Source organism: Chryseobacterium sp. BGA-UO-ETr-SB22 (assembly GCF_059567885.1).
Genome location: NZ_JCAQOV010000005.1, coordinates 2,020,391 through 2,046,540 on the forward strand (window position 1 = coordinate 2,020,391; position 26,150 = coordinate 2,046,540).

General features: G+C 32.6%; 18 protein-coding genes. 7 read left to right on the forward strand and 11 right to left on the reverse strand.

The window, feature by feature from the left end; genetic code table 11:
* Nucleotides 1–340 precede the first annotated feature (340 nt).
* The 4 genes from AC57AW_RS16530 to dinB form a co-directional block, all read right to left on the reverse strand.
* On the reverse strand, nucleotides 341–1,480 hold the full coding sequence (locus AC57AW_RS16530; protein WP_496352756.1) for a hypothetical protein: 1,140 nt from the start codon (nucleotides 1,478–1,480) through the stop codon (nucleotides 341–343).
* Between the two features lie 143 nt (nucleotides 1,481–1,623).
* Entirely contained in the window at nucleotides 1,624–2,235 is a 612-nt protein-coding gene (locus AC57AW_RS16535; protein ID WP_209784082.1) for an alpha-ketoglutarate-dependent dioxygenase AlkB family protein, read from the reverse strand.
* Nucleotides 2,236–2,258: 23 nt separating this feature from the next.
* A complete protein-coding gene (locus AC57AW_RS16540) occupies nucleotides 2,259–5,312 on the reverse strand; it encodes a DNA polymerase III subunit alpha (protein ID WP_496352757.1) in 3,054 nt (1,017 codons plus the stop codon).
* Between the two features lie 23 nt (nucleotides 5,313–5,335).
* Nucleotides 5,336–6,484, reverse strand: a complete 1,149-nt coding sequence (gene dinB / locus AC57AW_RS16545) for a DNA polymerase IV (RefSeq protein WP_490465417.1) — start codon at nucleotides 6,482–6,484, stop codon at nucleotides 5,336–5,338.
* Nucleotides 6,485–6,545: 61 nt separating this feature from the next.
* Between dinB and AC57AW_RS16550 the strand changes: the two genes are divergently transcribed.
* From AC57AW_RS16550 to AC57AW_RS16560, 3 genes are all read left to right on the forward strand, one after another.
* A complete protein-coding gene (locus tag AC57AW_RS16550; protein ID WP_490465418.1) occupies nucleotides 6,546–7,322 on the forward strand; it encodes a helix-turn-helix domain-containing protein in 777 nt (258 codons plus the stop codon).
* A gap of 519 nt (nucleotides 7,323–7,841) precedes the next feature.
* Complete coding sequence (locus AC57AW_RS16555) at nucleotides 7,842–9,245, forward strand: DUF3945 domain-containing protein (protein ID WP_496352758.1); 1,404 nt, start codon at nucleotides 7,842–7,844, stop codon at nucleotides 9,243–9,245.
* A gap of 26 nt (nucleotides 9,246–9,271) precedes the next feature.
* Nucleotides 9,272–11,338 carry a type IA DNA topoisomerase gene (locus AC57AW_RS16560; protein WP_496352759.1) on the forward strand — a complete coding sequence of 689 codons (2,067 nt, stop codon included), beginning with the start codon at nucleotides 9,272–9,274 and terminating at the stop codon, nucleotides 11,336–11,338.
* 35 nt (nucleotides 11,339–11,373) lie between these two features.
* Here AC57AW_RS16560 and AC57AW_RS16565 read toward each other — a convergent pair whose 3' ends face one another.
* The 3 genes from AC57AW_RS16565 to mobC all read right to left on the reverse strand — a co-directional run bounded on the left by AC57AW_RS16565 (nucleotide 11,374) and on the right by mobC (nucleotide 16,895).
* The gene (locus tag AC57AW_RS16565) at nucleotides 11,374–12,615 is read right to left on the reverse strand and encodes a hypothetical protein (RefSeq protein WP_496352760.1); all 1,242 of its coding nucleotides are present in this window, start codon (nucleotides 12,613–12,615) and stop codon (nucleotides 11,374–11,376) included.
* Nucleotides 12,593–14,797: a hypothetical protein gene (locus AC57AW_RS16570; RefSeq protein ID WP_496352761.1), complete on the reverse strand. Its 2,205-nt coding sequence runs from the start codon at nucleotides 14,795–14,797 to the stop codon at nucleotides 12,593–12,595. The genes AC57AW_RS16565 and AC57AW_RS16570 overlap by 23 nt, the downstream gene beginning before the upstream one ends.
* Nucleotides 14,798–14,900: 103 nt before the next feature.
* Entirely contained in the window at nucleotides 14,901–16,895 is a 1,995-nt protein-coding gene (mobC, locus tag AC57AW_RS16575) for a conjugal transfer protein MobC (protein WP_209784074.1), read from the reverse strand.
* A gap of 175 nt (nucleotides 16,896–17,070) precedes the next feature.
* Here mobC and AC57AW_RS16580 point away from each other — a divergent pair, with 175 nt between their 5' ends.
* Nucleotides 17,071–18,078 carry a PDDEXK nuclease domain-containing protein gene (locus AC57AW_RS16580; protein WP_496352762.1) on the forward strand — a complete coding sequence of 336 codons (1,008 nt, stop codon included), beginning with the start codon at nucleotides 17,071–17,073 and terminating at the stop codon, nucleotides 18,076–18,078.
* A gap of 14 nt (nucleotides 18,079–18,092) precedes the next feature.
* Here AC57AW_RS16580 and mobB read toward each other — a convergent pair whose 3' ends face one another.
* Together mobB and mobA are read right to left on the reverse strand one after the other, a co-directional pair.
* Nucleotides 18,093–19,376 carry a conjugal transfer protein MobB gene (mobB, locus tag AC57AW_RS16585; RefSeq protein WP_496352763.1) on the reverse strand — a complete coding sequence of 428 codons (1,284 nt, stop codon included), beginning with the start codon at nucleotides 19,374–19,376 and terminating at the stop codon, nucleotides 18,093–18,095.
* Entirely contained in the window at nucleotides 19,366–19,815 is a 450-nt protein-coding gene (mobA, locus tag AC57AW_RS16590; RefSeq protein WP_496352764.1) for a conjugal transfer protein MobA, read from the reverse strand. The genes mobB and mobA overlap by 11 nt, the downstream gene beginning before the upstream one ends.
* A gap of 592 nt (nucleotides 19,816–20,407) precedes the next feature.
* Here mobA and AC57AW_RS16595 point away from each other — a divergent pair.
* The 3 genes from AC57AW_RS16595 to AC57AW_RS16605 are packed head-to-tail and all read left to right on the forward strand — an operon-like array spanning nucleotide 20,408 to nucleotide 22,217.
* Nucleotides 20,408–21,175, forward strand: a complete 768-nt coding sequence (locus tag AC57AW_RS16595) for a ParA family protein (protein ID WP_496352765.1) — start codon at nucleotides 20,408–20,410, stop codon at nucleotides 21,173–21,175.
* Nucleotides 21,176–21,185: 10 nt separating this feature from the next.
* Complete coding sequence (locus AC57AW_RS16600) at nucleotides 21,186–21,587, forward strand: DUF3408 domain-containing protein (protein WP_496352766.1); 402 nt, start codon at nucleotides 21,186–21,188, stop codon at nucleotides 21,585–21,587.
* Nucleotides 21,588–21,590: 3 nt separating this feature from the next.
* Nucleotides 21,591–22,217 (forward strand): conjugal transfer protein TraD, encoded by a 627-nt coding sequence (locus tag AC57AW_RS16605; RefSeq protein ID WP_496352767.1) that lies wholly within the window; start codon nucleotides 21,591–21,593, stop codon nucleotides 22,215–22,217.
* Here AC57AW_RS16605 and AC57AW_RS16610 read toward each other — a convergent pair.
* Nucleotides 22,214–23,956, reverse strand: coding sequence for a UvrD-helicase domain-containing protein (locus tag AC57AW_RS16610; protein ID WP_496352768.1), 1,743 nt, complete (start codon nucleotides 23,954–23,956; stop codon nucleotides 22,214–22,216). The genes AC57AW_RS16605 and AC57AW_RS16610 overlap by 4 nt on opposite strands.
* On the reverse strand, nucleotides 23,949–26,075 hold the full coding sequence (locus AC57AW_RS16615) for an ATP-dependent nuclease (RefSeq protein ID WP_496352769.1): 2,127 nt from the start codon (nucleotides 26,073–26,075) through the stop codon (nucleotides 23,949–23,951). Before AC57AW_RS16615 ends, AC57AW_RS16610 begins: the two co-directional genes overlap by 8 nt.
* Nucleotides 26,076–26,150 lie beyond the last annotated feature (75 nt).

A 26,150-nucleotide genomic window follows, 5' to 3' on the forward strand; every position in this document is an offset into this window, starting at 1 on the left:
GCGTGGTATTGGAGGCATCGAAGAATATTCAAATTACGAAAAAGCAATTGGATTCAATTTTTTAGAACGTTTAGGAATATGGATTGCTTGTATTTTGATAGTAATTGGACTGCTTTATTTATGGGAATTATATAAACATCAAGCCTCATTGTAGCAGCATTAGCTCTAGCCCCAATTATTCTTTTTATTGACATTAATTTCTATGATGATTATGGTTTAAAAAGTAGCAAATTTAGAAATATTGGTCTAGTTATTTATTAGAGACCTAATTACTTTTTTTGCAGTCTATATCACCAATGATTAAAGAGCTTATAAAAAATTCAGTAAATATCCTCACATACTATTCAATAACCGAGATTAGAAACGTATTAAAGTTGGGATTTTCTATATATGCAACAACAGCATGACTTCTTTGCTTATTATTCTTGTCCTCAGAGAAATTAATTCTTGAATAGATCTTCGAATCATTTTTAAAAAATGCTTGTACTGCAAGATGATCATCTTCTCTGCAAGCAAGCGTTGTTGCACCAAAAGAACCTGCTAAAAATCCTTTTGTTGTTGCAACATCATATTTATTAAACCCATTTACAAAACGATAATTAGTCATTGTTGTAACGACGGAACTCCCTTCAACTGTTCTATCATAATATTCATGGAATACATTATATCCAGGGATAGCCGGAGCAAGCATTCCTACAGAAAATTTTGATGTTGAGGTATTATAGATAGCTTGTAGATTTGCTATTTCTTTACCATTGTAATTTGTAATGTAATATTTATCATCAAATCTTCTTACATTAAATAAAGCTTCTGTAATAACACTTGCACCGTGACTGTGGGTTATCACGTAATTTTCTTTGTTTTTTATGTTAATTAATATTTTGCGGAGACCCAACCCTGCCATTGAAGAGCTATACTGGGCATTATTCCAAATTGTTGTACTGTTTAAAGGGTTGTCTCGCTTTGTAAGACCATCCCAGTATACCTCTACAAATTGAAATTTTTCATGGGGAAACTTTTTAATTACCTCAACTCGTAACTTTTCTAAAGCAAGTGAAGCTGATTCACCAGTATTGTTATAACCGTGGATCAGAAAAACCAGTTTTTTATTATTACTTAAATTATTGATCTGTTGTATATATTGATCACGAATGTGGTCTTGGAGAATCTGAAAATTTAATTTTACATCGTTATTTTCGACATATTGTAAACTTTCCTCCTCAAAAGCTTTTTTCAGGTAAGCTTTATTCTCTATAAAATATTTCTGTAAAATAGATTGTGCTTCTAAAAACTCGGTAGAATTGAGTGACTGTTTCGGATAAAGATCACCATGTCTGTCAAAAAATAACCGTAGCGGTGGGTTGTATGAATCACTGTAATGCTTTACTTCTTTAAAACCACTGAAATTATTATACAATTTATTAATGGGTGAACACCCCCACAAAAGGAAAATTCCTAAAATAAATATATAGTTTCGCATGGTAAATAGTTTTATTAAATATACAAAATTTAATAAAAACCATCAATAATTTTAAAATAATACATCATTATTAAATAATATTTATCAATGGTTTCCTGATACATTTATATATAGTTATTTATAATTCAATAACATTTTTTTGATTAAACAGACTCTTTCACAAAACGAAAAGTTAGGTTAATCCGCTCCTTCATCGACAATGTAGATTTAGCAATCCGATGTTCCCAATGTTCCTGCAAATCACCTTTCATGATGAGTAGTGAACCGTGCGGAAGCGGAAGACTATATTTACTCTGATAATGCTCCTTTTTTCTAAAATCAAAGTTTCTGGTTTGTCCAAGGCTGATTGATGCGATTACAGGCCGTTTCCCATAACGGCTTTCTTTATCTCTGTGCCAAGCAACAGAATCGTTGTGGTCTCTGTAGAGATTGAGTAAAACCCCATTAAACTGGTAACCAAACTCTTTCTCAATTTTTTGCTTTAAAGAAAACAATTCGGGAGTCCACGGATGAGTAGGCTTTTTATTTTCTTTTAATGTAGTATATTTTGAATCACCATACCAGGCTGTTAATCGTGGAGTCAGCACTGTTTTATCATACATCTTCTGAGTACTCTGTTCCCATGGAGCTGTATGTAACAATATATCTTTAAGCAGATCTGCTTCTTCCCTGCTGAGGAAACTCTCTCTGTAATCTAAAAGATCTTTCGGAAATTCATAGAATTCTTCTGTATTAAATAAACTCAACTGATTCATTTTTCAATTTTTAATAGTAATGATTATTGTATCTTGTGTCTTATCAATCCAATTTCATGAGCCTGAGGATAAGGCTTTCTATGGGTCATACTGACATCTTCCTTAATCTGACGATGGATATCATATTGCTTTTCTTTGTCATAAGCATACCGAGGATCGGGAATCATGGGCATTTTTGCCATTTTGTGAATGGTGATGGTAGGAAAATGGAAATCTACTTCTATAGTCCCCAAGAGTAAATAGCATCCTCCCCCCTGAAAATCGTATTGCTTCAGACTATCAGGAAAATGTGCCGTATCAAAATACTCTCCATTGACATCGATCCAGGTTCCGAAATACATGGTTCCTTTCTTTGTGGGAACATGCTTTCTGGAAATAAGGTAGGCCAACATTTTCACCTGCTGTTTGTGCAACTTCAATAGATCTTTTACAAAAACTGAACCTCTGTATTTAGTCTGCAGCAAATCAAAAGGCGTGCATGAAACCGGAAATCCGATGAGTTCTATTTCATCAAAAGCGTCTTCAAAGGCTTCTCTTTTTAACTGGGGTAACTTAAATTCCTGAACCGGTTCTTCAATGAGCATAAGCCCTCTATTTTCGGGTTTAAAGTTGACCAGTAAAACTCTTGCTTCTACGAGGAGCTCATTTTTAGGTTTTCCTGTGAATCTAAAAGCTCCTATAAAAATCAGAATCTGTACGGTTTCAATACCTATAGGAATACGTTTTATAAAGTCTTCTAATGATCTATAGTCACCATTCCTTTCCCGTTCTTCTACAATTCCGTGGGCAATCCTTGTTTCGAGACCTTCTAATACCATCAGACCTAAATAAATATCTTTTCCTTTGAGTATAGTTTGAAACTCACTGGTATTCACGCAGGGAACCTGAATATTTCCGCCCGAAATTTTTGCTTCATGAATATAGACTTCTGTCCGGTAAAACCCTCCCTGATTATTGATGACCGAAACCATAAACTCTAAGGGGTAATATACTTTGAGATACAAACTCTGATAGCTTTCTACGGCATAGGAAGCGGAGTGTGCCTTACAGAAAGAATATCCTGCGAAGGATTCTATCTGTCGGTATGCTTCAGCCGTTAATGTTTCTGAATGTCCTAGCTTTTTGCAGGATTCAAAAAAATTGTTTTTTACTTCTCTGAGCTTTTCGATTGAACGACCTTTACCACTCATGGCTCTGCGGAGAATATCTCCATCAGCCAGAGACAAACCACCAAAATATTGAGCAATCTTAATCACGTCTTCCTGATAGACCATAATGCCGTAGGTTTCTTTCAGGTGTTCTTCGAATACTGAATGGAAATATTCGAATTGATCGGGATGGTTATGCCTGAAAATATACTCGCGCATCATTCCGCTTTGTGCCACCCCGGGTCTGATAATAGAAGATGCAGCTACAAGGATTCTGTAATTATCGCACTTTAATCTTCTTAAAAGCCCTCGCATTGCCGGAGACTCAATATAAAAACAGCCTATGGTTTTTCCGATAGCCAGATATTCATTGGCTTTCCCTTCATCTTTGGACAAAGTGGTATCCCTGATATCGACACTTATCCCTCTTGTCTTTTTGATCAGCTCTACGGTATCATTGATCGTTCCTAATCCTCTTTGGGAAAGAATATCAAATTTTTCGAGTCCGATGTCTTCGGCGACATTCATATCAAATTGCACAATCGGAAACCCTTTAGGAGGCATTTCTAGAGCAGTATAATGAGTAATCGGTTCTTCAGAGATCAAAATTCCACAGGAATGCATGCTTCGTTGATTGGGAAATTTTTCTAACAACTTGCCGTATTGATGCACCAGTTGTACTACCTCATTCTGGTCATGTTGCATCATCGGTCTCTTCGCTAACTCATCCAGCTCTTCCTTAGGGAGTCCAAATACTTTTCCCACTTCTCTAAAAATGGATTTGTATTTAAACTCCACATTGGTACCACAGAAAGCCACATGATCTTTCCCGTACCGGTCAAAAATATATTCCAGTATGGTATCCCTGTTCTGCCAGCTCCAGTCGATATCAAAATCCGGCGGAGACTTCCGATTAAGGTTTAAAAACCTTTCAAAATACAGATCCAGTTCTAACGGACAGATATCGGTTATTCCTAAACAATAGCTTACAATAGAATTCGCTCCACTCCCGCGTCCTACATGCATAAAGCCCATGCTGTTGCTGTAGCGGATAATATCCCAGGTAATCAAAAAGTAAGAACAAAAATTAAGCTCATCGATTACCTTAAGCTCTTTTTCCACTCTTTTTTGGGCCACTTCATGCCGGTTGCCATATCGCTTTTCCAATCCTGAATATGCCAATCTTCGGAGCAGTTTTACATCATCGGCTTTTGATTTTGTATAAAACTGCTTATTTTTGACCTGCTTAAAATCAAATTCAAAACTACATTGTGCCAGCAGATCTTTTGTTCTCTGAACAATTTCAGGATATCTTTCGAATGCTGCTGCAATGGCCTGCTCGCTTACAAAATATTCAGATTTTCTACAGACCTCTCTTTTGGTGAGCTTTGACAGTAAGGTATTGTTATCAATTGCCCTTAGAATTTTGTGCAGTTCATATTCTTCATCAGTGTTGAAAGTAACAGGATGTAAAACAAGCATATTTGATAGTAGTTTCTGATATTCAGGTCTGATCAGAAAATTAAGCTCCTCTATTCTTATGCCTATGAATTCATTTTTTTTAAGTTCAGTAGGGATATTGCTCATAGGATAGACTACAAAAACGTTTTTAAATTCCGGTGCTGTTTCTGAGAGTTCTTTGTCATCACAATTATGATCGGTAATGAGTTTATTAACTTCCCCAATTCCTGAAAAATCTTTTGCAACAGCAATGTACAGCAGCTTTCCTTTTTTTCTGACTTCAACTCCTGCCACAGGCTTAATACCAATCCTCTCACACTCCATTTTAAAATCATAAATCCCCGTAACGGTATTGATATCCGTTAGCACCAATTCTTTAATTCCTAAATCGGAAACCTGCTTTACCAATTCTTTTATGGATAGAGTCCCATAACGAAGGCTGTGGAAAGAATGACAATTTAAAAACATGCTGGAAAATTTATAATTCTATTTTATTTCTCAAAATCAAAACCAGAGGCTCTGCCTACTGCATCAATACCAAAGCGGTTTTTCAGGTAATCCATTGTTTGATATAGGCTCATCTGCTCTTCGGTATCTTCAAAAAGGTTCATCTGATGATTACCATGAACGAGCCCGGTAAAGCGTAAGCCTACCAAACGAAGCCTCATTCTTCTTGTATACACTTTATTAAACAATTCCAACGCTACTCTGGAGAGGGTATGATCTGCAGAGGTATAGGAGACTTTTGATTGTTTAGTCTCAGTGTCGAAATTAGCATAGCGGATCTTTACCACTACAGTCGAAGTCAGCCATTTCTCTTTTCTTAACTGATAGGCTAATTGTTCGGCCATTCCTGAGATGAGTCTTTTTAGTTCTACAATATCCATGGTATCGTTGGTAAACGTTCTTTCTGTAGAAATTGACTTCCGTTCGGAATAAGGAACTACAGGATTTTCATCAATACCATTGGCTTTTTTCCAAAGTTCCTTTCCATTTAATCCAATCATCTGCTGCAATACAAGAACAGGCATTTCAGACAATGTATGAATGGTACGGATTCCGATTCTAGACAGTAACTGAAAAGTCTTATCTCCTACCATCGGAATTTTTTTAATTGATAACGGATTTAGAAACGGCTGAACTTCCAGCTCTTTAATTTCCAATCTTCCGACAGGTTTTGCTTCTCCTGTCCCAATCTTGGAAACTGTTTTATTGGTAGATAAAGCAAAACTTATGGGAAGTCCTGTTTCTTTGGTTACGGCTGTGGCAATTTCTTTTGTCCATTGGTAACATCCAAAGAACTTATCCATTCCTGAAAGATCAAGGTAAAATTCATCAATACTTGCCTTTTCCATTAGAGGAACTTTTTCCTGAATAATTTGGGTGACGGTATGTGATAAATTGGAATATAGCTCGTGATCTCCCCGAATTACTTTTGCATCAGGACATAAACGTAAGGCCATTCTAATTGGCATAGCAGAGCGCACTCCGAATTTTCTTGCTTCATAGGAACATGATGCTACTACTCCACGGTCTCCACCTCCGATGATGAGAGGAATCCCGTCAAGCTGAGAGTTATTACGTCTCTCACAGGATACAAAGAATGTATCCAGATCCATATGTACAATTGCCCGATTCACAATACAAAATTAGATACTAATTGTATCATTTTTACTATATTTGCAGATACAATTTGTATCAATGTCAATTTTTTCAGATAACATCAGGTTTTTAAGAACTCAAAAAAATTTATCCCAGCAGGAGCTTGCGGATCAAATTTCGATGAGCAGGGTTCGCTATTCCAAATATGAGGATGGTCGCTCTGAGGCTCCTTACGAGCTACTCATTAGAATTTCCAAGTATTTTAATTTAAGTATTGATTTACTTCTCACGGTAGATATCAGAAAGTATCCGTTGGAAGATGTATTAAAACTTCCGGATAACAGAATTGTTTTACCAGTTGTAGTGGATCAATTAGGTAATAACAGTATTGAAATTGTTCCACAAAAGGCTTCTATGGGCTATTTATCGGGGTATAGTGATCCAGAATATATTGAAAGCTTACAGAGAATTTCTTTACCTTTTTTAACCAATGGTAAATACAGAGCATTCCCGGCTCAAGGAGATTCTATGCCACCATTTAAAGATGGTTCCTATATTATTGGAAAATATCTTGAAAATATTGATGATCTAAAACCAAGTAAAAGCTATGTTTTTGTTACGTTAAACGATGGTATTTCTTATAAACGATTTACCTCCACAAATAAAAAATCAATAACTGTTTCTGCGGACAACTCATTTTATAAACCTTATGATATTCCTTTAGGAGAAATTGTTGAAATATGGCAGTATGCTTCAGGAATTTTCCCAGAGGACTTTGAACCTGACTGTCTTGAAAACTATAATCTAAAAGAAATGTTTCTTGAAATCCGAAAAGATATTCAGGGCCTTGATGAAAAAATTTCAAAAAAAAATTAAAAACTTAGACCTATTATGACCATATCTTATTATGATTTTCAGAATTTACCTGATCGTCAAGCTCAGTATGATTTTGTTATTACTCATGGATGTTTAATAAGCGAAAGAACAACTTTCCAATCAAAATATGTTTTATATGAAGTTTCAAATTTTTCAGTGGAACTTATTTATAACATGGTACACGATAAAATTATTGGTCTGAACATTTTTGAAAATAAGTCTTCTTATTTTAAGGGACATTAAAGATTTTATGATAAAAAATCCTGTTTTATTACTCATAAAACAGGATTAAAAACACAAATGATGAAAAAAAATATCTCTTACTAGAGACACTATAAAGTTAACTATTTTTAGATAATAAGAGATAACAAAGAGCTATCAAAAAATCATATAAGCTCTTTTAAAATATCCTGATGATGATATCACTGACAATCTAAGCCAAATTTTTCCACTCACTTCCATCTTTAATTTATGTTACTCTAATCTTTTACTTTCGATGTTAAATAAACATTTAGCACCATGGAAGATATTAGAAACACTCAAGATCCAGATCCTTCTTTAATCAATATTCTATTGGTTTTAAATCCAAAAACCAACAAGATTGAAGCAGTCAAGACTGTTGACAATAAAGGGGATCTAAAGACTGTACCCAATACAGAAAAGTATCAGAATCAATTTTTAAAAATTGATAAACAAGGAGATTTATTCTCTAATTTTTTCTCCAACTTTTTAAGTCAGCTCAAAAACCCGTCTCTTTTCAATTTCTTTAAATCTCCACTTAAAAGGTCTGAAGATATTGGAAAACAGATCCAGCACCACCTTAAAAATCCAAGTACTGAAGGGGAAGAATTTCTAAATACATACAAAATATTAACCTCAAATGCCAACACTATGAATACTACTCCATTATCAGAAAAAGAATATCAGTATTCTGCTGATCAAATTGACTGGAATATGATGTCAAAATTTGGCTTAACCCAGGAAAAACTAGAGAATGCAAATGCCTTAGATCCTATGTTAAAAGGATTTAAAACCAATAGTCTTGTTCCTGTAACCATTAATCTTGGTACTGCACTTACCAGAATGGATGCACGTCTTTCACTAAACACTAATGATGCCGGAGACGTTGTCATCAATATCCATGGTATAAGAAAAGAGCCTAACTTCAACTTTAAATTTCTTGGACATGAATTCAGCCCTGAGGACAAAAAAAATCTAATGGAGAACGGCAATATGGGACGAGTTGTAGACCTTATTAACCCAAAGACTGATGAAATCATACCATCTCTTATAAGCAGAGACCGATTAACCAATGAGCTTGTAGCTTACAAAGTTGAGAATATTAAAATTCCCGATGAAATTAAAGGTATCAAATTAAATGAAGAACAAAAGCAAACGCTGATAGAAGGCAAACCTTTATATCTGGAAGGCATGATTTCTGCTAAAGGTGAACCTTTTAATGCGCATGTTCAATTTAATGCCGATAAAAAATATGTAGAATTTCTTTTTGATAACAACCAAAAGCAGCAACAAATCCAAAATAATCCACAGAGTGAGGTTCCAAGAACTTTCAGGGGAAAAGAGCTCAGTGAAGAACAATACAGCCAATTTAAATCAGGTCAAACAATTTATATTGATGGCCTATTGGATAAAAAAGATCAGCCTTATCAAGGTTATATCACTCTTAACCCAGAAACAGGAAAAATTGATTTTTCCTTTCAAAATCCTAATAAATTGAAAGAGCAGGCAAAACCTACAGAGGCTCACAAAACTCAGATAGCTGTAAACTCGGAAGGAAAAACCAACGAGACCACTAAAAATCTTAAAACGCCTTTACAGAAAGCCCAACAATCTCCGAAAGATAAAAAACAAAAAGATCAACAGGAGAAGCCTCAACCCCGTTCTAAAGGGCGTAAAATGTAATAATATCTTCAAAAAATATTATCAAAATGAAAGTAGTATTAGCAGAAAAGCCCAGTGTAGCGAGAGAAATTGCCAATTTACTGGGAGCATCAGAGAAAAAAGATGGTCATTTGGTAGGTAACGGATATTGTGTTACTTGGGCTTTTGGGCATCTGATAGCCCTTGGAATGCCTGAAGATTATGGGGTTTCTCGTTTTGATAGACCATCTTTACCTATTTTACCAAATCCTTTTCTACTCACTATAAGAAAAGTAAAAAAAGGTAAGGAATTGGTTATTGATAAAGGAGCAAATCAACAATTAAGAGTTATTCAAAGGCTATTTAAAGAATGTGAAAGCATTATTGTTGCTACTGATGCGGGGCGGGAAGGCGAACTTATATTCCGCTATATCTATGAATATCTTAACTGTAAAAAACCTTTTCAAAGATTATGGATTAGCTCATTAACAGAAAAAGCAATTCAAGAAGGGTTTAAAAATTTAAAACCAGGAAATTACTATGATGGTTTATATTTAGCAGCACAGTGCAGAAACAGAGCCGATTGGCTATTGGGAATCAATTCAACACAAGCATTAAGTATTGCAGCAGGAGACGGTATATATTCGTTGGGAAGAGTACAGACCCCAACATTAGCAATCATTTGTAAACGGTATCAAGAAAATCAAAATTTCACATCCCAGAAATACTGGCAGATTGAATTCTTACACCATAAAGATTTTATAGAGTTTAAAAGTCTAAGTGTTACTAAATTTAATGAGAAAAAACAGGCTGAAGATATTGTTAAATTAATCGAAAGAAACCGTATACAGTCTACTATTACGGCAATTGATACAAAAATAGTTACTGAACAGACTCCTTTTCTATTTGATCTTACGGGATTACAGAAAGAGGCCAACAAAAGATTCAACTTTACTGCAGAAGAGACGTTGAATATTGCTCAAGGTCTGTATGAAAGAAAATTTATAACCTATCCACGTACAGGAAGTCGATATATTCCGGAAGACCTATGGCCAGAAATACCTGACCTGATAAGAGCATTACACGAGAACGAACACTACAAGCCATTTACGAGCATTCTTCCTTGGGGCAACTTCAACAAAAAAATAGTTAATAACCTAAAGGTGACAGATCATCATGGCTTACTGACTACTGAAAAGGTTCCATCTGCTCTGTCAGTGCAAGAAAAAGCAATCTATGAATTGATTGCTTTTCGTCTTTTTGAATCAATTTCACAACCCTGTATAAAGGAAATTACTACTATTATTTTGAAAATACTTCATTACGATTTTGCCACCAAAGGATCTAAGATATTACAAAAAGGTTGGCGAGGTATTTATGGAAGTTTTTCAGATGATCTTGAAAAAGTACAAGAATTTCCTGAATTAAAAGAAGGAATGGAGGTAAAGATTAAAACGACCAATGTATTGGATAAAAAAACTCAGGCTCCTATACTTTATACTGAAGCAAGTTTATTGTCTGCCATGGAAAATGCCGGAAAAGAAATTGAAAATGAAGAGAAGAAAAAAGCCTTGAAAAATTTAGGAATAGGCACTGTAGCAACGAGAGCTTCAATTATTGAAATATTACATGACAGAGGTTACATTCGCAGAGAGCATAAATCCCTCATTCCCACTGAAAAAGGTGTTCGAGTATATGAACTGGTAAAAGATAAAAAAATTGCAGATGTATCATTGACTGCTGAATGGGAATTGGATTTGCAACGTATTGAAAACAAAGAGTTAAATGCTACTATTTTTCAAAAACAAATTGAAGTTTATACCCAATCTGTCACTGAAGAATTATTAGAAAGTCATGTAGAAATAAGTGATCTACCTAAGCTATTATGTCCTCAATGCAAAACACAGCATTTGATTATTCAGCGTATAATTATAAAATGTCCTGATGAAAATTGCAACTGGTTACAATTCAGAAATATTTGTGGTGCATATCTAAGTCTTTCTGAAATTCTAAATCTCATCAATAAAGGAAGGACTAATTTAATTAAAGCAATGACTAGTAGGTCAGGAAATAAATTTGATGCTTTTATAACTCTTAATAACAACAATAAAATAGCATTTGAATTTAAAAGGTAGTAATTTATTACTACCTTTTATTATGTTATAAAAAATCATTCACCTCCACATTCCGGAAGATAACTATTTGTAAGAATATTATTTACACTTTCGTGAAAATTTTGCGGATAGTTTTCAAAAACAAAATCCAATAGATCTCTATAAAGTTTAGAATGTTCTAATTCTCCAAAATTTTTTTGATGAAATCGTCCTCTTGCATACTTTTCATACCAAGATTTAAAATTTTCATAGTTATCTTGCTCATCTTCTTGAATTGAATTTAAAATATCCCTTATTGATTTTTCATTTGTAGCTAAATCACGAAACATTTGTATTAAGCCTGACGTTTGGGCATAAATACTCTTTGCATTATATTTTGTATGAATTTGAAAAACATTAATATTCCCGTGCTTTGGAGCTAAATGTATTTCATCTTGATCTCCAATTAGCTGTTTCCAACGTAATGAATTTCTATCAATTTTTAATTTAATATCAATTCCCAAAACCTCCTTTCCAAATTCATCCATAAGAGGTTCAAACTTCATATCATTTTTAAACCCAGATATATAAGGATTTAAATGTAATTCATCCGAAAAATGTATTTCATGTTTATTAGCTGTATTACATACTGAATCACTAGGAACTAAATTAAATAATGATAATGATAACAATGGATATGTAGCTTTATCAAAAAAATGATCTAATTGATGCTGATCCGCAATTTTTCCTGTGACAGGATTAACACTATAAAATGCTCTAGAAATATTACAATATGGACAAAACTCCGTAATATTATTTTCGTGAAAAAATTGTCTAACTTTTCCGCCAATATCACTATCATATAAAAAAGCATGTTTAAGGATTTTAATATATATTTCTTCATTAATATTAAAATCATCTAAAAGCTTGGTGTTTTTAGTGAATAAATCTTCCGGTGCACATATTAATAAATCTTTTAAAGAATCATTTGTATCATCTAATAAGTAATCAAGAAATACGGAAAGAGGTTCCAAATCAGTATCCATAACTTCTCCCCCGTTTTTATAATTTAATAATGTATTTTTATATTCTGCTACTTTAAGATCTTTTATATCAATTACTTTATCTCTAATTAAATCAATAATGTGTTTAGTACTATGTTTGGCACTAGATCTTTCATTATCATTAATATGATTAGGATCTCTTAAATGACTAACTGCATAGTTTAAATTTGTTATTCGTTTAACAATATCTTCTTTAATCTTTAACAAATAATCACTTTTAAAAGTATCAATATCACTTATTTGTATTTTGATCATATTGCCTTTTTTTAAAGTTTTCCAGACTAGTTTTTAAAAATGAATCTCCTACCATATCAAATAAGGCATTATCAATATAATCAGTATTATTATTTTTGATATTTTCTACTGACTCTGTAATTTTATTTTCAGCATGTTTCCCCATTAAAGTTCCTTTAAGAAAAAAACTATCGGCAAGAAGTTCATTAATGTTAGCTGCAAAAGTTTGAGATTCTGGTATTTTAGGAATAGATCTTTTTCTTTTATCAGAATCTAATAACAAAATATTATTACTAGGTATATCAGAGAGAATAAAAGGTGAATGTGTGAGTAGTATTATATTTACTGATTCGACTCCTGTGTTACCTCCAATATAAAAACGTTCAAATTCTTTTAATAAATCTGCAATAAATCTTCTTTGATAATCAGGATGAAAATATAACTCAATCTCATCATAAATAATGTTTACATTGTTATATTTTAATCTTTCCCCTTCTCCTAAATGTGCAGATTGAATATTATTAAGATGATAGATTACAGATTGAATTGTATGCACTAACTGCTGCTCACCAGAACTTAAAGCGCTAAATAAATAATTAGAATCTGTTCCATTTGCCAACTTAAAATCTATATCAAACAATGAGGGTGGAAGATTAGCCATAATTTCCCTTCCCGATTGATTTCCCATCCACTCAATGAGGCTCTCCAATGTAAATTCAAATCTTATATTTGCGCGCCTATCAAGTTGCTCTCTACTAATTACAAAACCGTTTTTATTATCATTTAACGATCTTTTTAAAAAATTTATAGTTTGCTTTAATTTGTAAGTGACATGACTTTTATCTTTTTTAAGTAAATCAAAAAATTCATCATTTTCTAAATGCTTGGTATTACTTGAAAAATGATATCCTTTACCAAACCACGGATATTTTTCCGGAATTGAATTGATTTTGTTAATTAGGTAATTACTTATAATTTGTTTTAAAGGAAAATCACTTGCAAATTTAATAAACTCTTCGGAGTTCAAATAAGTTGACAAAAAAGTATTTAACATATTCATATCCCGAGCAGTTCCCAACATTTTATTCATTCTAAAACGAACTCTTTTAGGAATAGCATCAACTTTACGCCAATTTAAGGTGAAAACTACCTTATCTATAAAATGGTTTTCCGCTATATATATTTTATCTCTTTTACCGCTATTATATTCTTGAAGTTTATTTGTAAGTAATCTATATTTGGCAAAACTAATTTCAGAGTTTATGTCGAAGTTTCCATCTGTCCTCATTGGACTTATTACAATAGGAGTCTTGTAGCCATCATTTTTATGAAATAACGACTTTATCCATCCTCCGATATGAAATGAATTTAGAGCATAATGAGAATAGTTGATAGCAATGGTATAGAAAAAATTTCTGGCAAATTCTTCAGCTTTAACATTCATCTTTTTTGACCTAAAATTTTGATTATTTAAATCAGAAATGGTTATAATCTCACAAGTATTCTTATCATTTTTTTTATCATAGTTAAGATGAAGACAATAAAATTGATCATCAATTTGATAATAAATTTCAGCCTTCAATTTTTGATTAAAATCGACTATTTCACTTTGTTGATTTGTAATGTCTTTTAATTGAAAATTTATATTCGGATCAAATTCCTTCAAATCATTTTCGAGTTTCGAAAAATCTTTGATTTTATTTTTAATAGAATCAAAGGATTTTATATTTAGTCTCCCATCTACCCCTATTAACTCTTTAATTAAATTATCCCTGTGCTTGTTAACTTTTGACTGTTGCTTTTCTTTATTTAAAAGCTGTTTCTTTAATTTTTTTGAGTTCTTTTCTAAACTATTAAAATTAGGCTCTAATATATTTTTATTCGTACAGTAAAGGTAAATACATGCAAAAAAAAGTTCTACTATTGAGCTTTTCCCACTTCCGTTCTTACCTGCAATAGCCGAAATATTAATATCGATCTTATGCCCATCTGCTGTTTTAGTATTGTAAATATTAGGTGGAGATTCATCAAATGATATATATCGAATTTCCTCATTTGAGGATGTCTTTATCTTATTTTTAGTAGAATTATAATAAGAGTAATTATGATACAATGGATAAATCTGACCAGAACTTAAGTTTTTCAAAAACCTTTTGTCACATCCGATTAAAGGGCGAATAGCTAATAGCTTAAATTTTGACATTCTATTAAGTAAAATTTTTAGTAAGAACTATCTAGAGAAAGTTCTTCATTTCTTGGTTATTATTTTGCTCAAATTTAATGAAACTTTTTTAAGTTAAAATTTTTCATAAAGCCAAATGCTGCAAATCAGGATCATTTTTAATCCTTTCCAATTCATCTTCAATAATCAAAATAACATCCCTTTTAATCTGTTTATAATTATAATCAATAATCTCTTTCATATTATCATTCCCCTGCAAATCTGTAAAAAATAAAATCTCCGGGATTTTCTGATATCCTTTTATTTCTTCTAAAACTTTTTCGTTGTCAACAACGATTTCAGCGTGAAACATTTTCTGTTCAATACGTTCATCAAAATTATCAGATACTGCTCCTACAAACATTCCTTGACTTAATGTTGAAATTTTTGAAGCTGGTATCAGACTGTCCAGTTGAGTAGATATAGAAGTAGATTTATCGTTTCTGTTAATGGTCATGCTTTGTCTCTTTTGTAAAACCTTTCCAAAACGCTCTGAAAGGCTTTTCGCTGTCTCTCCTACCACCTGCCCACTAAAAATATTTCCCACGGTGTTCTGAATCACCTTACTTTCTTTGTCACCATAATCTCTTGTCAGCTGAGAGAAATCCTGAAATCCAAGACATACTGCTACTTTATTACTTCTTGCGGTTGCAATCAGATTATCCAGTCCCCTGAAATAAATAGTAGGAAGTTCATCAATAATCACAGAACTTTTCAGCTGTCCTTTTTTATTAATCAGCTTTACGATACGGGAATTATATAACCCCAATGCTGCCGAATAAATATTTTGTCTGTCCGGATTATTTCCAACACATAAAATCTTAGGTTCTTTTGGATTATTAATATCTAGTGAAAAGTCATCACCGGTCATCACCCAATACAGTTGTGGAGAAATCATTCTGGATAAAGGAATTTTAGCTGAGGCAATTTGTCCCTGGAGTTGATCCTGTGCACCACCCTGCCACGCATCCATGAACGGAGACAGATAATTTTCAAGATCAGGATAAGAAGTTAAAATGGTAAAAACATCTGAATATTTTTTATTCAGTAGTTCAATGGCATGAGGAAAAGTACAGTATTTACCATCTTCATAAATTTTTAAAAACCAAATTATCGCTGCCAACAAAATAATGGGTGACTCTACAAAAAAGTCTCCTTGTTTCTGTATCCAACTGCGGTTTAGATTCAGCATTATAGTATAGGCGGCTTCATAAGCATCAGATATATCTGTCATGAAATTAGGATGTAAGGGATTACAACGATGACTTTTTCTCGGATCATCAAAATTGATTATATAAAACTTTGGTTTAACCTTATACTTATCATAGTGTTTTAATAAATGATTATAAGCAATATTCGAAAGATCATCAAACTTAAAATCATAGATGTACATAGAAAAGCCTTTCTCAATCTGCTGCTTAATAAAATTGTTTACAATAGCATAGGATTTTCCGGATCCCGGTGTTCCTAAAACAATAGTAGCTCTAAAAGGATTAACAATATTGATCCACCCCTTATTCCATTTTCCGTTGTAATAAAACTTAGTGGGTAAATTGATGGAATATTCATTTTCCATTAACTTTGTTTCCTGCACAAAGCTTTCATTCTCATTATTGAAAACATCTTCCATTAAGTTATTGGTCAATAGTCTGTGCATCCATAATCCACCCACCATGAGAAAAATGTATCCGACAGAGATTGAAATAAAATAAAGAATTGTCCCTGGAAACAAGTTCAGTTTCAATAAAGGAAAATTCAAAAAATACAACAGAAAGCCAATGATTAATACTTTACTAATTTTTGCCCATGTAATTTTCTCATCTTTCACTCCTTTGGTTCCAAGACAGCTTAAAGCCAATAATACCAAGGCAAAAACTTTGGTATAGATTGGGTAAGAAAACAATCCGGTAGTTTTTTGAAAATTAGTGAGTATTGTATCGACAATTTCCAATGTCCAACCTTGCTCTAGAAAAGTGTGATAACAGTACCAATATAGATGCATAAGTACCATTACAATGCTTACAGCTCTCATAAATCCCATGATTTTAGCAAGCCCTCTTAAGTCGTCTTCACCCTGCATATAATAAATTTTAAGTTCAGGAATGAATGTAGAAGTCATCAGTTCATGAAAATGTCAAAGGATGTTATTGGCATCATTTGTCTATCATTGGCATTGTTTAAAATATAATTTAGACGCTTTTGGATGACTTGCTCTTTATTGAAAATATTTACATTTGTCATTACAACAAATCAAGATGAATACGCTACAATCAAATTATAATAATCTACTTAACAGCATTGGTTCAACTATAGAAACGGCAAGGCAAAATGCTGTGCGAGCCATCAACAGTGAATTGGCGAAATCCAATTGGGAAATCGGCAGGCACATTGTGGAGTATGAACAGCATGGTGAGGAACGAGCTGAATACGGAAGTAATTTATTAGCAGTACTTTCCAAAGATCTGAAACAGCGATATGGCAAAGGATTTGGCAGGCGTAATATACTTGATATGCGTCGTTTTTATCTGGCTTATCCAAAATGGCAGGCAGTGCCTGCCAAATTAAGTTGGACCCATATCATTACATTGTTAGCTATATCAGATGAAAATTCCAGAAAATTTTATGAAAAACAGGCAATAATTGAGAATTGGGGTTACAGAGAACTTGACCGTCAGATCAAGTCTTCGCTGTATGAACGCCTTGCCTTGAGTAAAGATAAAAAAGGAGTCCTGAAACTTTCTGAACTTGGGCATATTATTACAGATGCAGAAGAGGCTGTAAAAGATCCTTATGTTCTTGATTTTTTAAAGATTCCACAAGAAAATATGGTTACTGAAAAAGCATTGGAACAGAAAATCATTGATAATCTTCAATTGTTCCTTCTTGAATTAGGAAAAGGATTTACGTTTGTTGGCAGACAATACAAAATATCGTTAGGGAAAAGGCATTTTTATATTGATTTGGTATTTTATCACCGTATTCTAAAATGTTTTATTCTTATTGATTTAAAAATCAAAGAGGTCGAGCATCATGATATTGGTCAAATGAACCTTTACCTTAACTACTTCAAATCAGAAGAAAATGTAGTGGACGACAATGAACCTATAGGAATTATTCTTTCCGCAGAAAAAGATGAAGTCTTGGTAGAATATGCAACGGGTGGAATTTCCAATAAAATATTTGTTTCAAAATACCAGCTATACTTACCAGACAAAAAAGAATTGCAACGAAAAGTGCAGGCTCTAATAGCAAAAGAAGGATAGATTTATTTACCATTTTATCGTTTTCTTCTCTTTTTCCGCTTCATCATTTGTTGTGCAAAAATTTCGTCTTCGTGATCTTCACCCTGCACCGTTGGTAAAAACCCAGGCAATGAATTTTCATCGTTATAGATGTTATTATTATTTTCACTACTCAAAAACCCAAATAAAGAATGGATTTCAGCAGAGAAGAACTTATCTGTCGGAACAGATTGAGATTCCTGCTGTTTTAAATCGGAACTTTTTCTATGGGTTTGTTGATTCTTCCAAAGATCATTAAATATGTTGGCTGAATACTGTTTTCCGAGACTTGATCCATTCCAGACGGTTCTGGAATTATGGTCTATAAATGTAATGCCATATAACCTTCCAGTTTCATTTCTTCGTATCACAGTATTAATACCTTTGGCTTTCATTTTCTCAACAAAAGCCCTTTCATTATTACTGGATTTCAAAACATCATCAATAATTGCTTTTATTTCAGATTTATTAGAGGAGTTTAGCACAAGTTCTTTACTTTTCAAAAAGTGTGATTCCAAGGCGTTCAGTCCCGCCATTTTACCCATGATTGAAGCTTTAAAGGGATGCCCAATCTTTTGCTTATTTTTGTCTAATGCAAAATAGACTAAACCTCGCTGTGGTTTTCCATGCAACTCACCCTCAATTTTTTCAGCATTAATATTAAAAAGTGAAAGCAAAGCATTGTACTCTCCCAGCGTTTTAAATGAATAATAATCAGCTATATTTCGAATTACAGAAGCTATTTGATTTTTACTATTACCTGCCTGATAATCAACAGGACTAAAAATCAGCTTATTTTCAGATTTTTTTTGCTTTGTTGCCGATAGCAAATTATAACTTCTTTCCAGCTTTCTACATATCTCCATTGATCTTTTTTTCTCAAATTTATCTGAGATTTTTTTACCATATTCATCCACACCTACTGAAACTATGTGAATGTGGCTGCGGTCAATATCGGTATGTTTAAATACAATATAGGGTTGTTTTCCATAGCCCATTTCATTCATGTAATCTTCTGCCATCTTTACAAAATCCGTATCGCTTACTCTATCATTCGGATCGGGATTAAGTGATATGTGCAGAGTGTGTTTTTCTGTGTTTTTATTGGCTGCTAAATAAGGTTCAAACGATTCAATCAGCTTTGGTATTGTATATTTATTGTCTGGAGTTTCAATCATATTATTGGTAAATAATATGATTGCATTTCCATGCTTAACTTTAAGATGATTGTAAGCCAATGCACCATCTAACTTGCTGCTTCGTCCAATTTTAGCGATCATTTTCTTTCAATTTTCTATGATGACTTGAGTTAAATTCATTTGCCAATTCAATGATTTTCCGACATAAAATAGTAAGTTCAACAGTTTGTTTTTCCAATCGATATAAAAATGCAGCGGCTTTTTTTTCGGTAAAATGAGTATATAATAATTTGACAACCTGATTATAATTAACACCGACTGCTCGGAATTGAGAATAAAAGGAAGTAAGTCTCATATAAAAATCAACAGATCCTTTGTCAATCTTTACTGTTTTAATCTCTTTGGAAAATAGTACAGAAGTAATAAATCGAGCTTTATTATCGATTCCTGAAGCGTCAAAAAGGGACAAAAATTTGTTATTCTCATCATCATTCAAACGAAAAACATAACGATGAATAGAGGGATCAACCTTAGGTTTTCTTCCCCCTTTATTTCTATTGTTTTTTTTCTGATTATCCATTAGATTTCTATTTTAACAGTTATAAACCTTGACTTTGGAGAGTGTTTTAAAGCACCCGGCAGGGCAAGTTGTTTTGAGGCACAAAAAATAGTTATGAGGCACTCAAAACACAACTTGCCGTGTTCAGGTGAACACTATAAACACAGCTGATAAAACTGCTTGAGCAGTTATAAACTATTTTTTAGATGTCACGGAAAAAACTGGGTTTCTCTCCGATTTATCCATAGTGTAATTTAAGGTCTATTTGCCCCCCTTCATAACTTTCATAGTTTCCAAATAACGTCATAAAATACCAGAGAGTGCCTACTGAAAACATTGATATCAAAAGGTGTTTTATTTACGGTATTATTTAAAACAAGTAGTAAAAAAAGCAAGAAATAAAAATGTAAGGTTTTAAAAATGTAAAACTGTAAAAGCATTTTTAAATATTTAAAAACGACAGTACCACTTACAAAACCTAAGTTCATACAGACAATTAACAATATTTCAAAGTATACAAATAAGTTTATAACAGGTAAAAAAACATACCTACTAAGAAATAATAAACGTATAAAAACAAGCAATAAAGAAAATAACAATCAAATTTCACAAAATGGAAATAATAAAGAAAACATTGAAAATAAGTTTTTCTACACAAAAAGGGGGTGTTGGAAAATCAACTATCACAACCCTCCTGGCGAGTATGCTTCACTACCGTTTAGGGTATAATATACTGGTTATAGATTGTGATTTTCCACAATATAGCTTAAGTAATATGAGAGAGCGTGATAAAAAGGCAATCATGGTGAATGATTATTACAAAAAGGCAGCCATGAAGCAGTTTCAACACCTTAACAAAAAAGCATATCCTATTATTAGATCAAAAGCAGATACAGCATTGGAATCCGCATCAGATTATTTACAACAAACGACTATTGTTCCTGATATTATATTTTTTGATCTCCCCGGAACTGCTAACACAAAGGGTGTCCTCACTACATTAAAAGCTATGGACTTTATCTTTGCTCCTTTAACTGCTGACCGTCTGGTTGTAGAGAGTACTTTAGGATTTACTAAAGCCTTTTTAGGATTACCACAAACAGAAAATGATAGCAGACAACAATCCATTTGGTTGTTCTGGAATCAGACTGATGGACGTGAAAAAACAGGATTATATGACATTTATGAAAAGGTAATTATAGAACTCCAGCTTAACATTATGAATATTAGAATTATGGACAGCAAAAAATTCCGTAAAGAATCTGATGATATGAATAACAGTATTTTCAGATCCAGCTTATTACCGGCAGAATCACATCTTTTAAAAGCTACAAAAATGAATTTGTTTATTGAAGAGTTTTTACAAATCATACAATTATAAAAGGAGAATGATGGCTACAGATAAAAAAAATAAACAGCATGAAAACCCTCATGTAGATGAAGATTATTTAATGCAGGTCATCAGTGGTGAAGAACCTGCAGTGTTAAAAGCAACAGATCAAAAAAAAGAACCACCTATTCAGCAATCTAAGGAAAAATCAAAAATTAGTTCCAACAAAAAAGCAACCTATGAAGATACATTCTTGATCAATCGATTTCCTTCAGGTCGTAATGGCAAAGTGGTCTACATAAGACCTGAATACCATGAAAGACTTTTAAGAATTGTTCAGCTTTCAAGAGAAGACCGCACAACGCTTTACTCTTATATTGACAAAATTCTGGAACAACATTTTCTTGATTATGGAAATGACATCACCGATTATTTTAACCAACATTTTAAACCAATACTGTAAATCATGGAAATTATCATTTTTATATGCTTAGTCATCATAATCCTGTTACTTCTGCATGATAAAATTATTATTAAGCAAGCCCCAAGCTCTTCGAAAGAGGATAAGAGAGCTTCATACAACACCCATAACATTATGGGAGAAACTAAAACATTTCCACGTCACGAGCTGCCCCCCCCTTCCATTGAAAGGCAAAAAATGGAATTGGAAATTGATCCATCTACTTTAGACATAGAATACGATGTCAACGAAAACATCTATGTTCAGAATCTACAGGAAGAACCGGACAGAATTTTTAATAATGAACCTAATTTTATTGAAGAGGAAGAAGAATGGAAAAAATATAGAATTATCGAAGAAGCTAATGGTTTTGCACAAGGGGTTACCTTCGAGGAACTAGATACTGTGAAGATGACCTTACAACAAGAAGTCTGTGATACATCTGAAAAGAAAACAGCAGTCGCTGTAGTTCAGAAAATATATGGAACCGATTTATATACCTTACTAGAAAATTCTATTGAAAATGCTTCCCATAAAATAGCTTTACTATTAGATAATTCTTTTGAAAATGAACGAGAGTCCTGTTCTTCCAATATGCGGAATAATAATTTTAATATTGATGATTTAATTTAATCATATTGATGAACAACATTAGCCAATTGAGTTGTAGGACGGTACGGCCTACCAGACTGCGTGGTTCTACCTGTTTCTGAAAACAAATACAAAGTTCTTTTCGATCTTGAACAGATTACATATAATAATTTTTTTGCAGCAAGGTCATTATCTTCATTCCAATTAGGTACTTTACCATGTAGTAAACCAAATGCAATTACAGTATCGAACTCCTCTCCCTTTATACCATGACAAGTATTTACGACAACACCTTCTTCGTGTTTAAACATTTTACGAAAACTATGAATATCTTTAGCCATATCAAAGTCAGGATTACTCAATCTTTTTTTTGCTCCGTCAATAAAAGAAGTAAGTTGATCATTTAGCAATTTATTGAAAGCTAAATTAATTTGTAATCTATCAAGTAGCTGACTAAAACAATCTTCAAGATGCTCTATACCATCTGTATTAGTAGAAGAAATAGAATTAATAACTTTTAATAATTTCTTTGACCTAAAGTTATGATTTTCAAATAGTATTATTCCAAAACTTTCCAGTTCTAGTAACAGTTCACTGCTCCACCGTTTTCTTACAATAAAGCTTGTGGGTGAAGGAGAAACAAGAAAAAGTCTAGCAATTTTAAACCAAATATTTTCTCTATTTTTCTGTAATGGCGATAGACCAACTGCATCAAATTTCACATTTGGCAATAAAGTCTTTAATCTTCTTCCCATTGGTATTACTAAATACCAATTGGGAGCAAGTACGCAGATTTCATTTTCTGGTACACCTTCACCTATTTTCTCTTCAATAATACGAGCAATTTCTACTACCAGATCATCTTTATTTATTTCTGTATCATATTTTATGATGGCTCTATCCTGAGCATTTGATCCCAGTGCAAGAATTTCGGCATCAGTAATTTGAAAGTTTTTATTATAATTTATTATTTGCTGATTTGAGCGATAATTTCCAGTTAATTCTTTACTCAGAAAAGTTTCTTGGAACTCATATTCTATTTCCTTATGATTTTTAGCAACACCTCCTAAAGATCCATATATTGCCTGATCAGAATCTCCGACAATGAACATTTTACAACTTCCTCTGTCAGCTTTCATTATGCTACTAAGAATTGAATATTGTAATTGTTGTGTATCTTGATATTCATCAACACAAATTAAATGAAACATTTTTTTTAAAATCGAAGCAATTTTTGGATAAGTAGAAATAAGCTTATAAGAATAATGCAAGATTTGATCAAAATCAATTAATTTATCATTAGAAAGAATTTCATGATATTTATCTAATAATTCTCTAAACACAACTTCTTCCTTTTCACCAGTAAGCAAATATCTAGTAGATATATTGTCAAAAAAACGTAATCCGTACTCTGTTTTTAGATCATTAATAATTTTTTCTGAATTATACTCATCAGATATTGAAAATCCATTTTTAAGTTCATCCAGATAGCATCTATATGGTCGTATTATCCATTCCAAGCAAAAGGCATGAATTGTACCCGCCCATAAAGTACTATCATCCATATTGAAATCTCTAATTCTTCGCTGAATTTCATCAGCTGCTCTATTAGTAAATGTTACAGCAATAATGATCTTTTTAGAATTAAAACTTTTTTCAAGTTCATACGCAATCTTATGTGTTAATGTTCTTGTTTTACCACTTCCTGGACAAGCTGTTAATAAAACATTCCCTGCAGCTTCAATAGCTGTAATTTGTTGTTTATTTAATCCCTTAAGCATCTATTAAAACCATTATTTCTGATAAAACATCATTTTGTAATTCTTTTTTATAATAGTCTAATGCTTCTGTTTCATCATCAAAAGCACTTAGATTTGCAAAAATATCAGTGTAATTTAAGTCATCAAAATTGACTTTTATTAGTTGACTAATTCTGTATTTTGCAATATAAATAAGAATAGATTTTTTAATGTTTGGACATGCAAAAACTAGTGCATTTAAAATGTAATCAGGAATATAGGTGCAATGATCGATATTGTCAGCAATCATAATAGCAAACCATCCTTTTCCAAACTTTTCAGCAAGCCTCAGGATTTCCTTACCAGAAGTTGCGACATCGCTGTTATCAATACGTGAACAAATCTTTTCTATAGTTACTCTATTTGTGAATGCTTTCTCTACAGTACTTTTTATCTCTAAAGAATTGACTGCTAATAAAAAATCAACTTCGAAAGTATGCTGTGCGTAAAATGCTTTTAGATATTCGTTATTTTCACAAAAATTCTCTAGATCTTGCTTTCGACTTTCACCAGAAATCTGTGAATTACGACAGTCTCTTTGATATTGATCATCATTTTGGTCATCTTCTGGTAATGGAACTATCGAAATATCATTGTCCGTTATAATACTACATTTTCTTTTTACTCGGTCCTGGTGAAAAAGTTGAGCTATATTTTTAAACCCTGTGCTTCCAATATTTATTATAGATATTCCTAACTCATCTAAACTTACACCTAACACCTTTTTTACTAATATTGGGATCAAAATATGTTCAGCATCACCTTCAACTAATATAACCCCTTTAGCAAACAATAGATTAGTTCTGTTTGCGTCTAAATATCTTTCTAACTTAACTACTTCGTTAGGTTGAAGATTATTAGACGGATTAAAAACTTCCGCTTTCTTCCAACCTCTTGCTAGAATATTCATAGAGCTAATAGCTGATACAGAGGATATGTGTGTAGAGTGAGTAGAAATAAAGACTTGTGTACTGTCCTTATCTAATTTTTGGAAAAGTGTTTTCTGTATATGATTATGAATATGTGCTTCAGGTTCTTCTATCAGAATAAAATTAGCAATTTTTTCATTTTTTTTAATTCTTTCAAACTCTAATAATTTAAGTGATATATATATTAAATTGGCTCCACCTAAGCTCAACTCTCCAAGCCTTCCGTCATAATCTTCTTCATCTGGGTCTCCAACCCATAATTTTAGAGACTGTAACAATCTCTCCATATTGGCAGGAAGTTCAGACTTGATATTTACATTAGGAGCATAAGTTTCTCCAACTGTATCCCTCATTGTTTGCGAAATACCAGACGATACATTCTTAACCTCCTCTAATGATGAAATTGAGCTATTCAACTCTTCAACCTGACTTTCTAATTCGCTTTTTTTCTCAATTGGAATATTCTTTTCTTTATCTCTTAAAAGATTTATAAGGGGATTATCTTTGAATGATCTTAAATCTGCCTCAACATCTCTTAAAGCTTTAGCAAAAGTGCATGCAAACTCATTAGGTATCGATATTCCATACATTTTAATTCCATAAACGTCCACTCGTTCCTCATCAGGATCTGGAAATGTGATCGATTCGAAGTCTCCAACAAAGGATGAATAATTCTCATCTATTGAAAAATCAATATTTCCTCTCCCGGTGTAGACAGTTTCATAATCATTTAAACTTATCTGTGACAAAATTTCGGATAATTCTTCTTGCGTTTTGCCTTCTTTTTCTGAAAGCTCAAACAAACTTCGTCTAATGTCAATTCTAGGACGAAAAAATAAAGTATATGTTCCCTTTGTACTATCAAAGTTTTCAGCATCTGCCATTTTATGCATTGCAATTGATTGAGCCTCCTCACCATTATCTAAATCATCAAAAATTATTTGAATTACTATCCAGTGTCCAGCCCAGTCTCCGATAGAACGATTGAAATCATTTTCGTAAAATCTGATTGATCTGGGCATACTATCATCAATCATTATTCTTAACGCATGGAAAAGATTTGATTTTCCAGCACCGTTTTCACCGATAATAGTATTGACTCCTTTAGTAAAACTTAGCGATGCGGAATTAAAATTTCTGAAATTTCGAAGAGAAAGTCTAGATATGTACATGTGTTTTTAGTTTTAACAAAAATAACTAAAGTTTCATTAAGTACATTACAACATGTATTTTAAGATATAACATTG

What these genes read in the sequence shown, in the direction of transcription:
- AC57AW_RS16530 (WP_496352756.1), bottom strand. Translation starts at nt 1,480, where the DNA reads ATGCGAAACTATATATTTATTTTAGGAATTTTCCTTTTGTGGGGGTGT.
- AC57AW_RS16535 (WP_209784082.1), bottom strand. Translation starts at nt 2,235, where the DNA reads ATGAATCAGTTGAGTTTATTTAATACAGAAGAATTCTATGAATTTCCG.
- AC57AW_RS16540 (WP_496352757.1), bottom strand. Translation starts at nt 5,312, where the DNA reads ATGTTTTTAAATTGTCATTCTTTCCACAGCCTTCGTTATGGGACTCTA.
- AC57AW_RS16550 (WP_490465418.1), top strand. Translation starts at nt 6,546, where the DNA reads ATGTCAATTTTTTCAGATAACATCAGGTTTTTAAGAACTCAAAAAAAT.
- AC57AW_RS16555 (WP_496352758.1), top strand. Translation starts at nt 7,842, where the DNA reads ATGGAAGATATTAGAAACACTCAAGATCCAGATCCTTCTTTAATCAAT.
- AC57AW_RS16560 (WP_496352759.1), top strand. Translation starts at nt 9,272, where the DNA reads ATGAAAGTAGTATTAGCAGAAAAGCCCAGTGTAGCGAGAGAAATTGCC.
- AC57AW_RS16565 (WP_496352760.1), bottom strand. Translation starts at nt 12,615, where the DNA reads ATGATCAAAATACAAATAAGTGATATTGATACTTTTAAAAGTGATTAT.
- AC57AW_RS16570 (WP_496352761.1), bottom strand. Translation starts at nt 14,797, where the DNA reads ATGTCAAAATTTAAGCTATTAGCTATTCGCCCTTTAATCGGATGTGAC.
- mobC (WP_209784074.1), bottom strand. Translation starts at nt 16,895, where the DNA reads ATGCAGGGTGAAGACGACTTAAGAGGGCTTGCTAAAATCATGGGATTT.
- AC57AW_RS16580 (WP_496352762.1), top strand. Translation starts at nt 17,071, where the DNA reads ATGAATACGCTACAATCAAATTATAATAATCTACTTAACAGCATTGGT.
- mobB (WP_496352763.1), bottom strand. Translation starts at nt 19,376, where the DNA reads ATGATCGCTAAAATTGGACGAAGCAGCAAGTTAGATGGTGCATTGGCT.
- mobA (WP_496352764.1), bottom strand. Translation starts at nt 19,815, where the DNA reads ATGGATAATCAGAAAAAAAACAATAGAAATAAAGGGGGAAGAAAACCT.
- AC57AW_RS16595 (WP_496352765.1), top strand. Translation starts at nt 20,408, where the DNA reads ATGGAAATAATAAAGAAAACATTGAAAATAAGTTTTTCTACACAAAAA.
- AC57AW_RS16600 (WP_496352766.1), top strand. Translation starts at nt 21,186, where the DNA reads ATGGCTACAGATAAAAAAAATAAACAGCATGAAAACCCTCATGTAGAT.
- AC57AW_RS16605 (WP_496352767.1), top strand. Translation starts at nt 21,591, where the DNA reads ATGGAAATTATCATTTTTATATGCTTAGTCATCATAATCCTGTTACTT.
- AC57AW_RS16610 (WP_496352768.1), bottom strand. Translation starts at nt 23,956, where the DNA reads ATGCTTAAGGGATTAAATAAACAACAAATTACAGCTATTGAAGCTGCA.
- AC57AW_RS16615 (WP_496352769.1), bottom strand. Translation starts at nt 26,075, where the DNA reads ATGTACATATCTAGACTTTCTCTTCGAAATTTCAGAAATTTTAATTCC.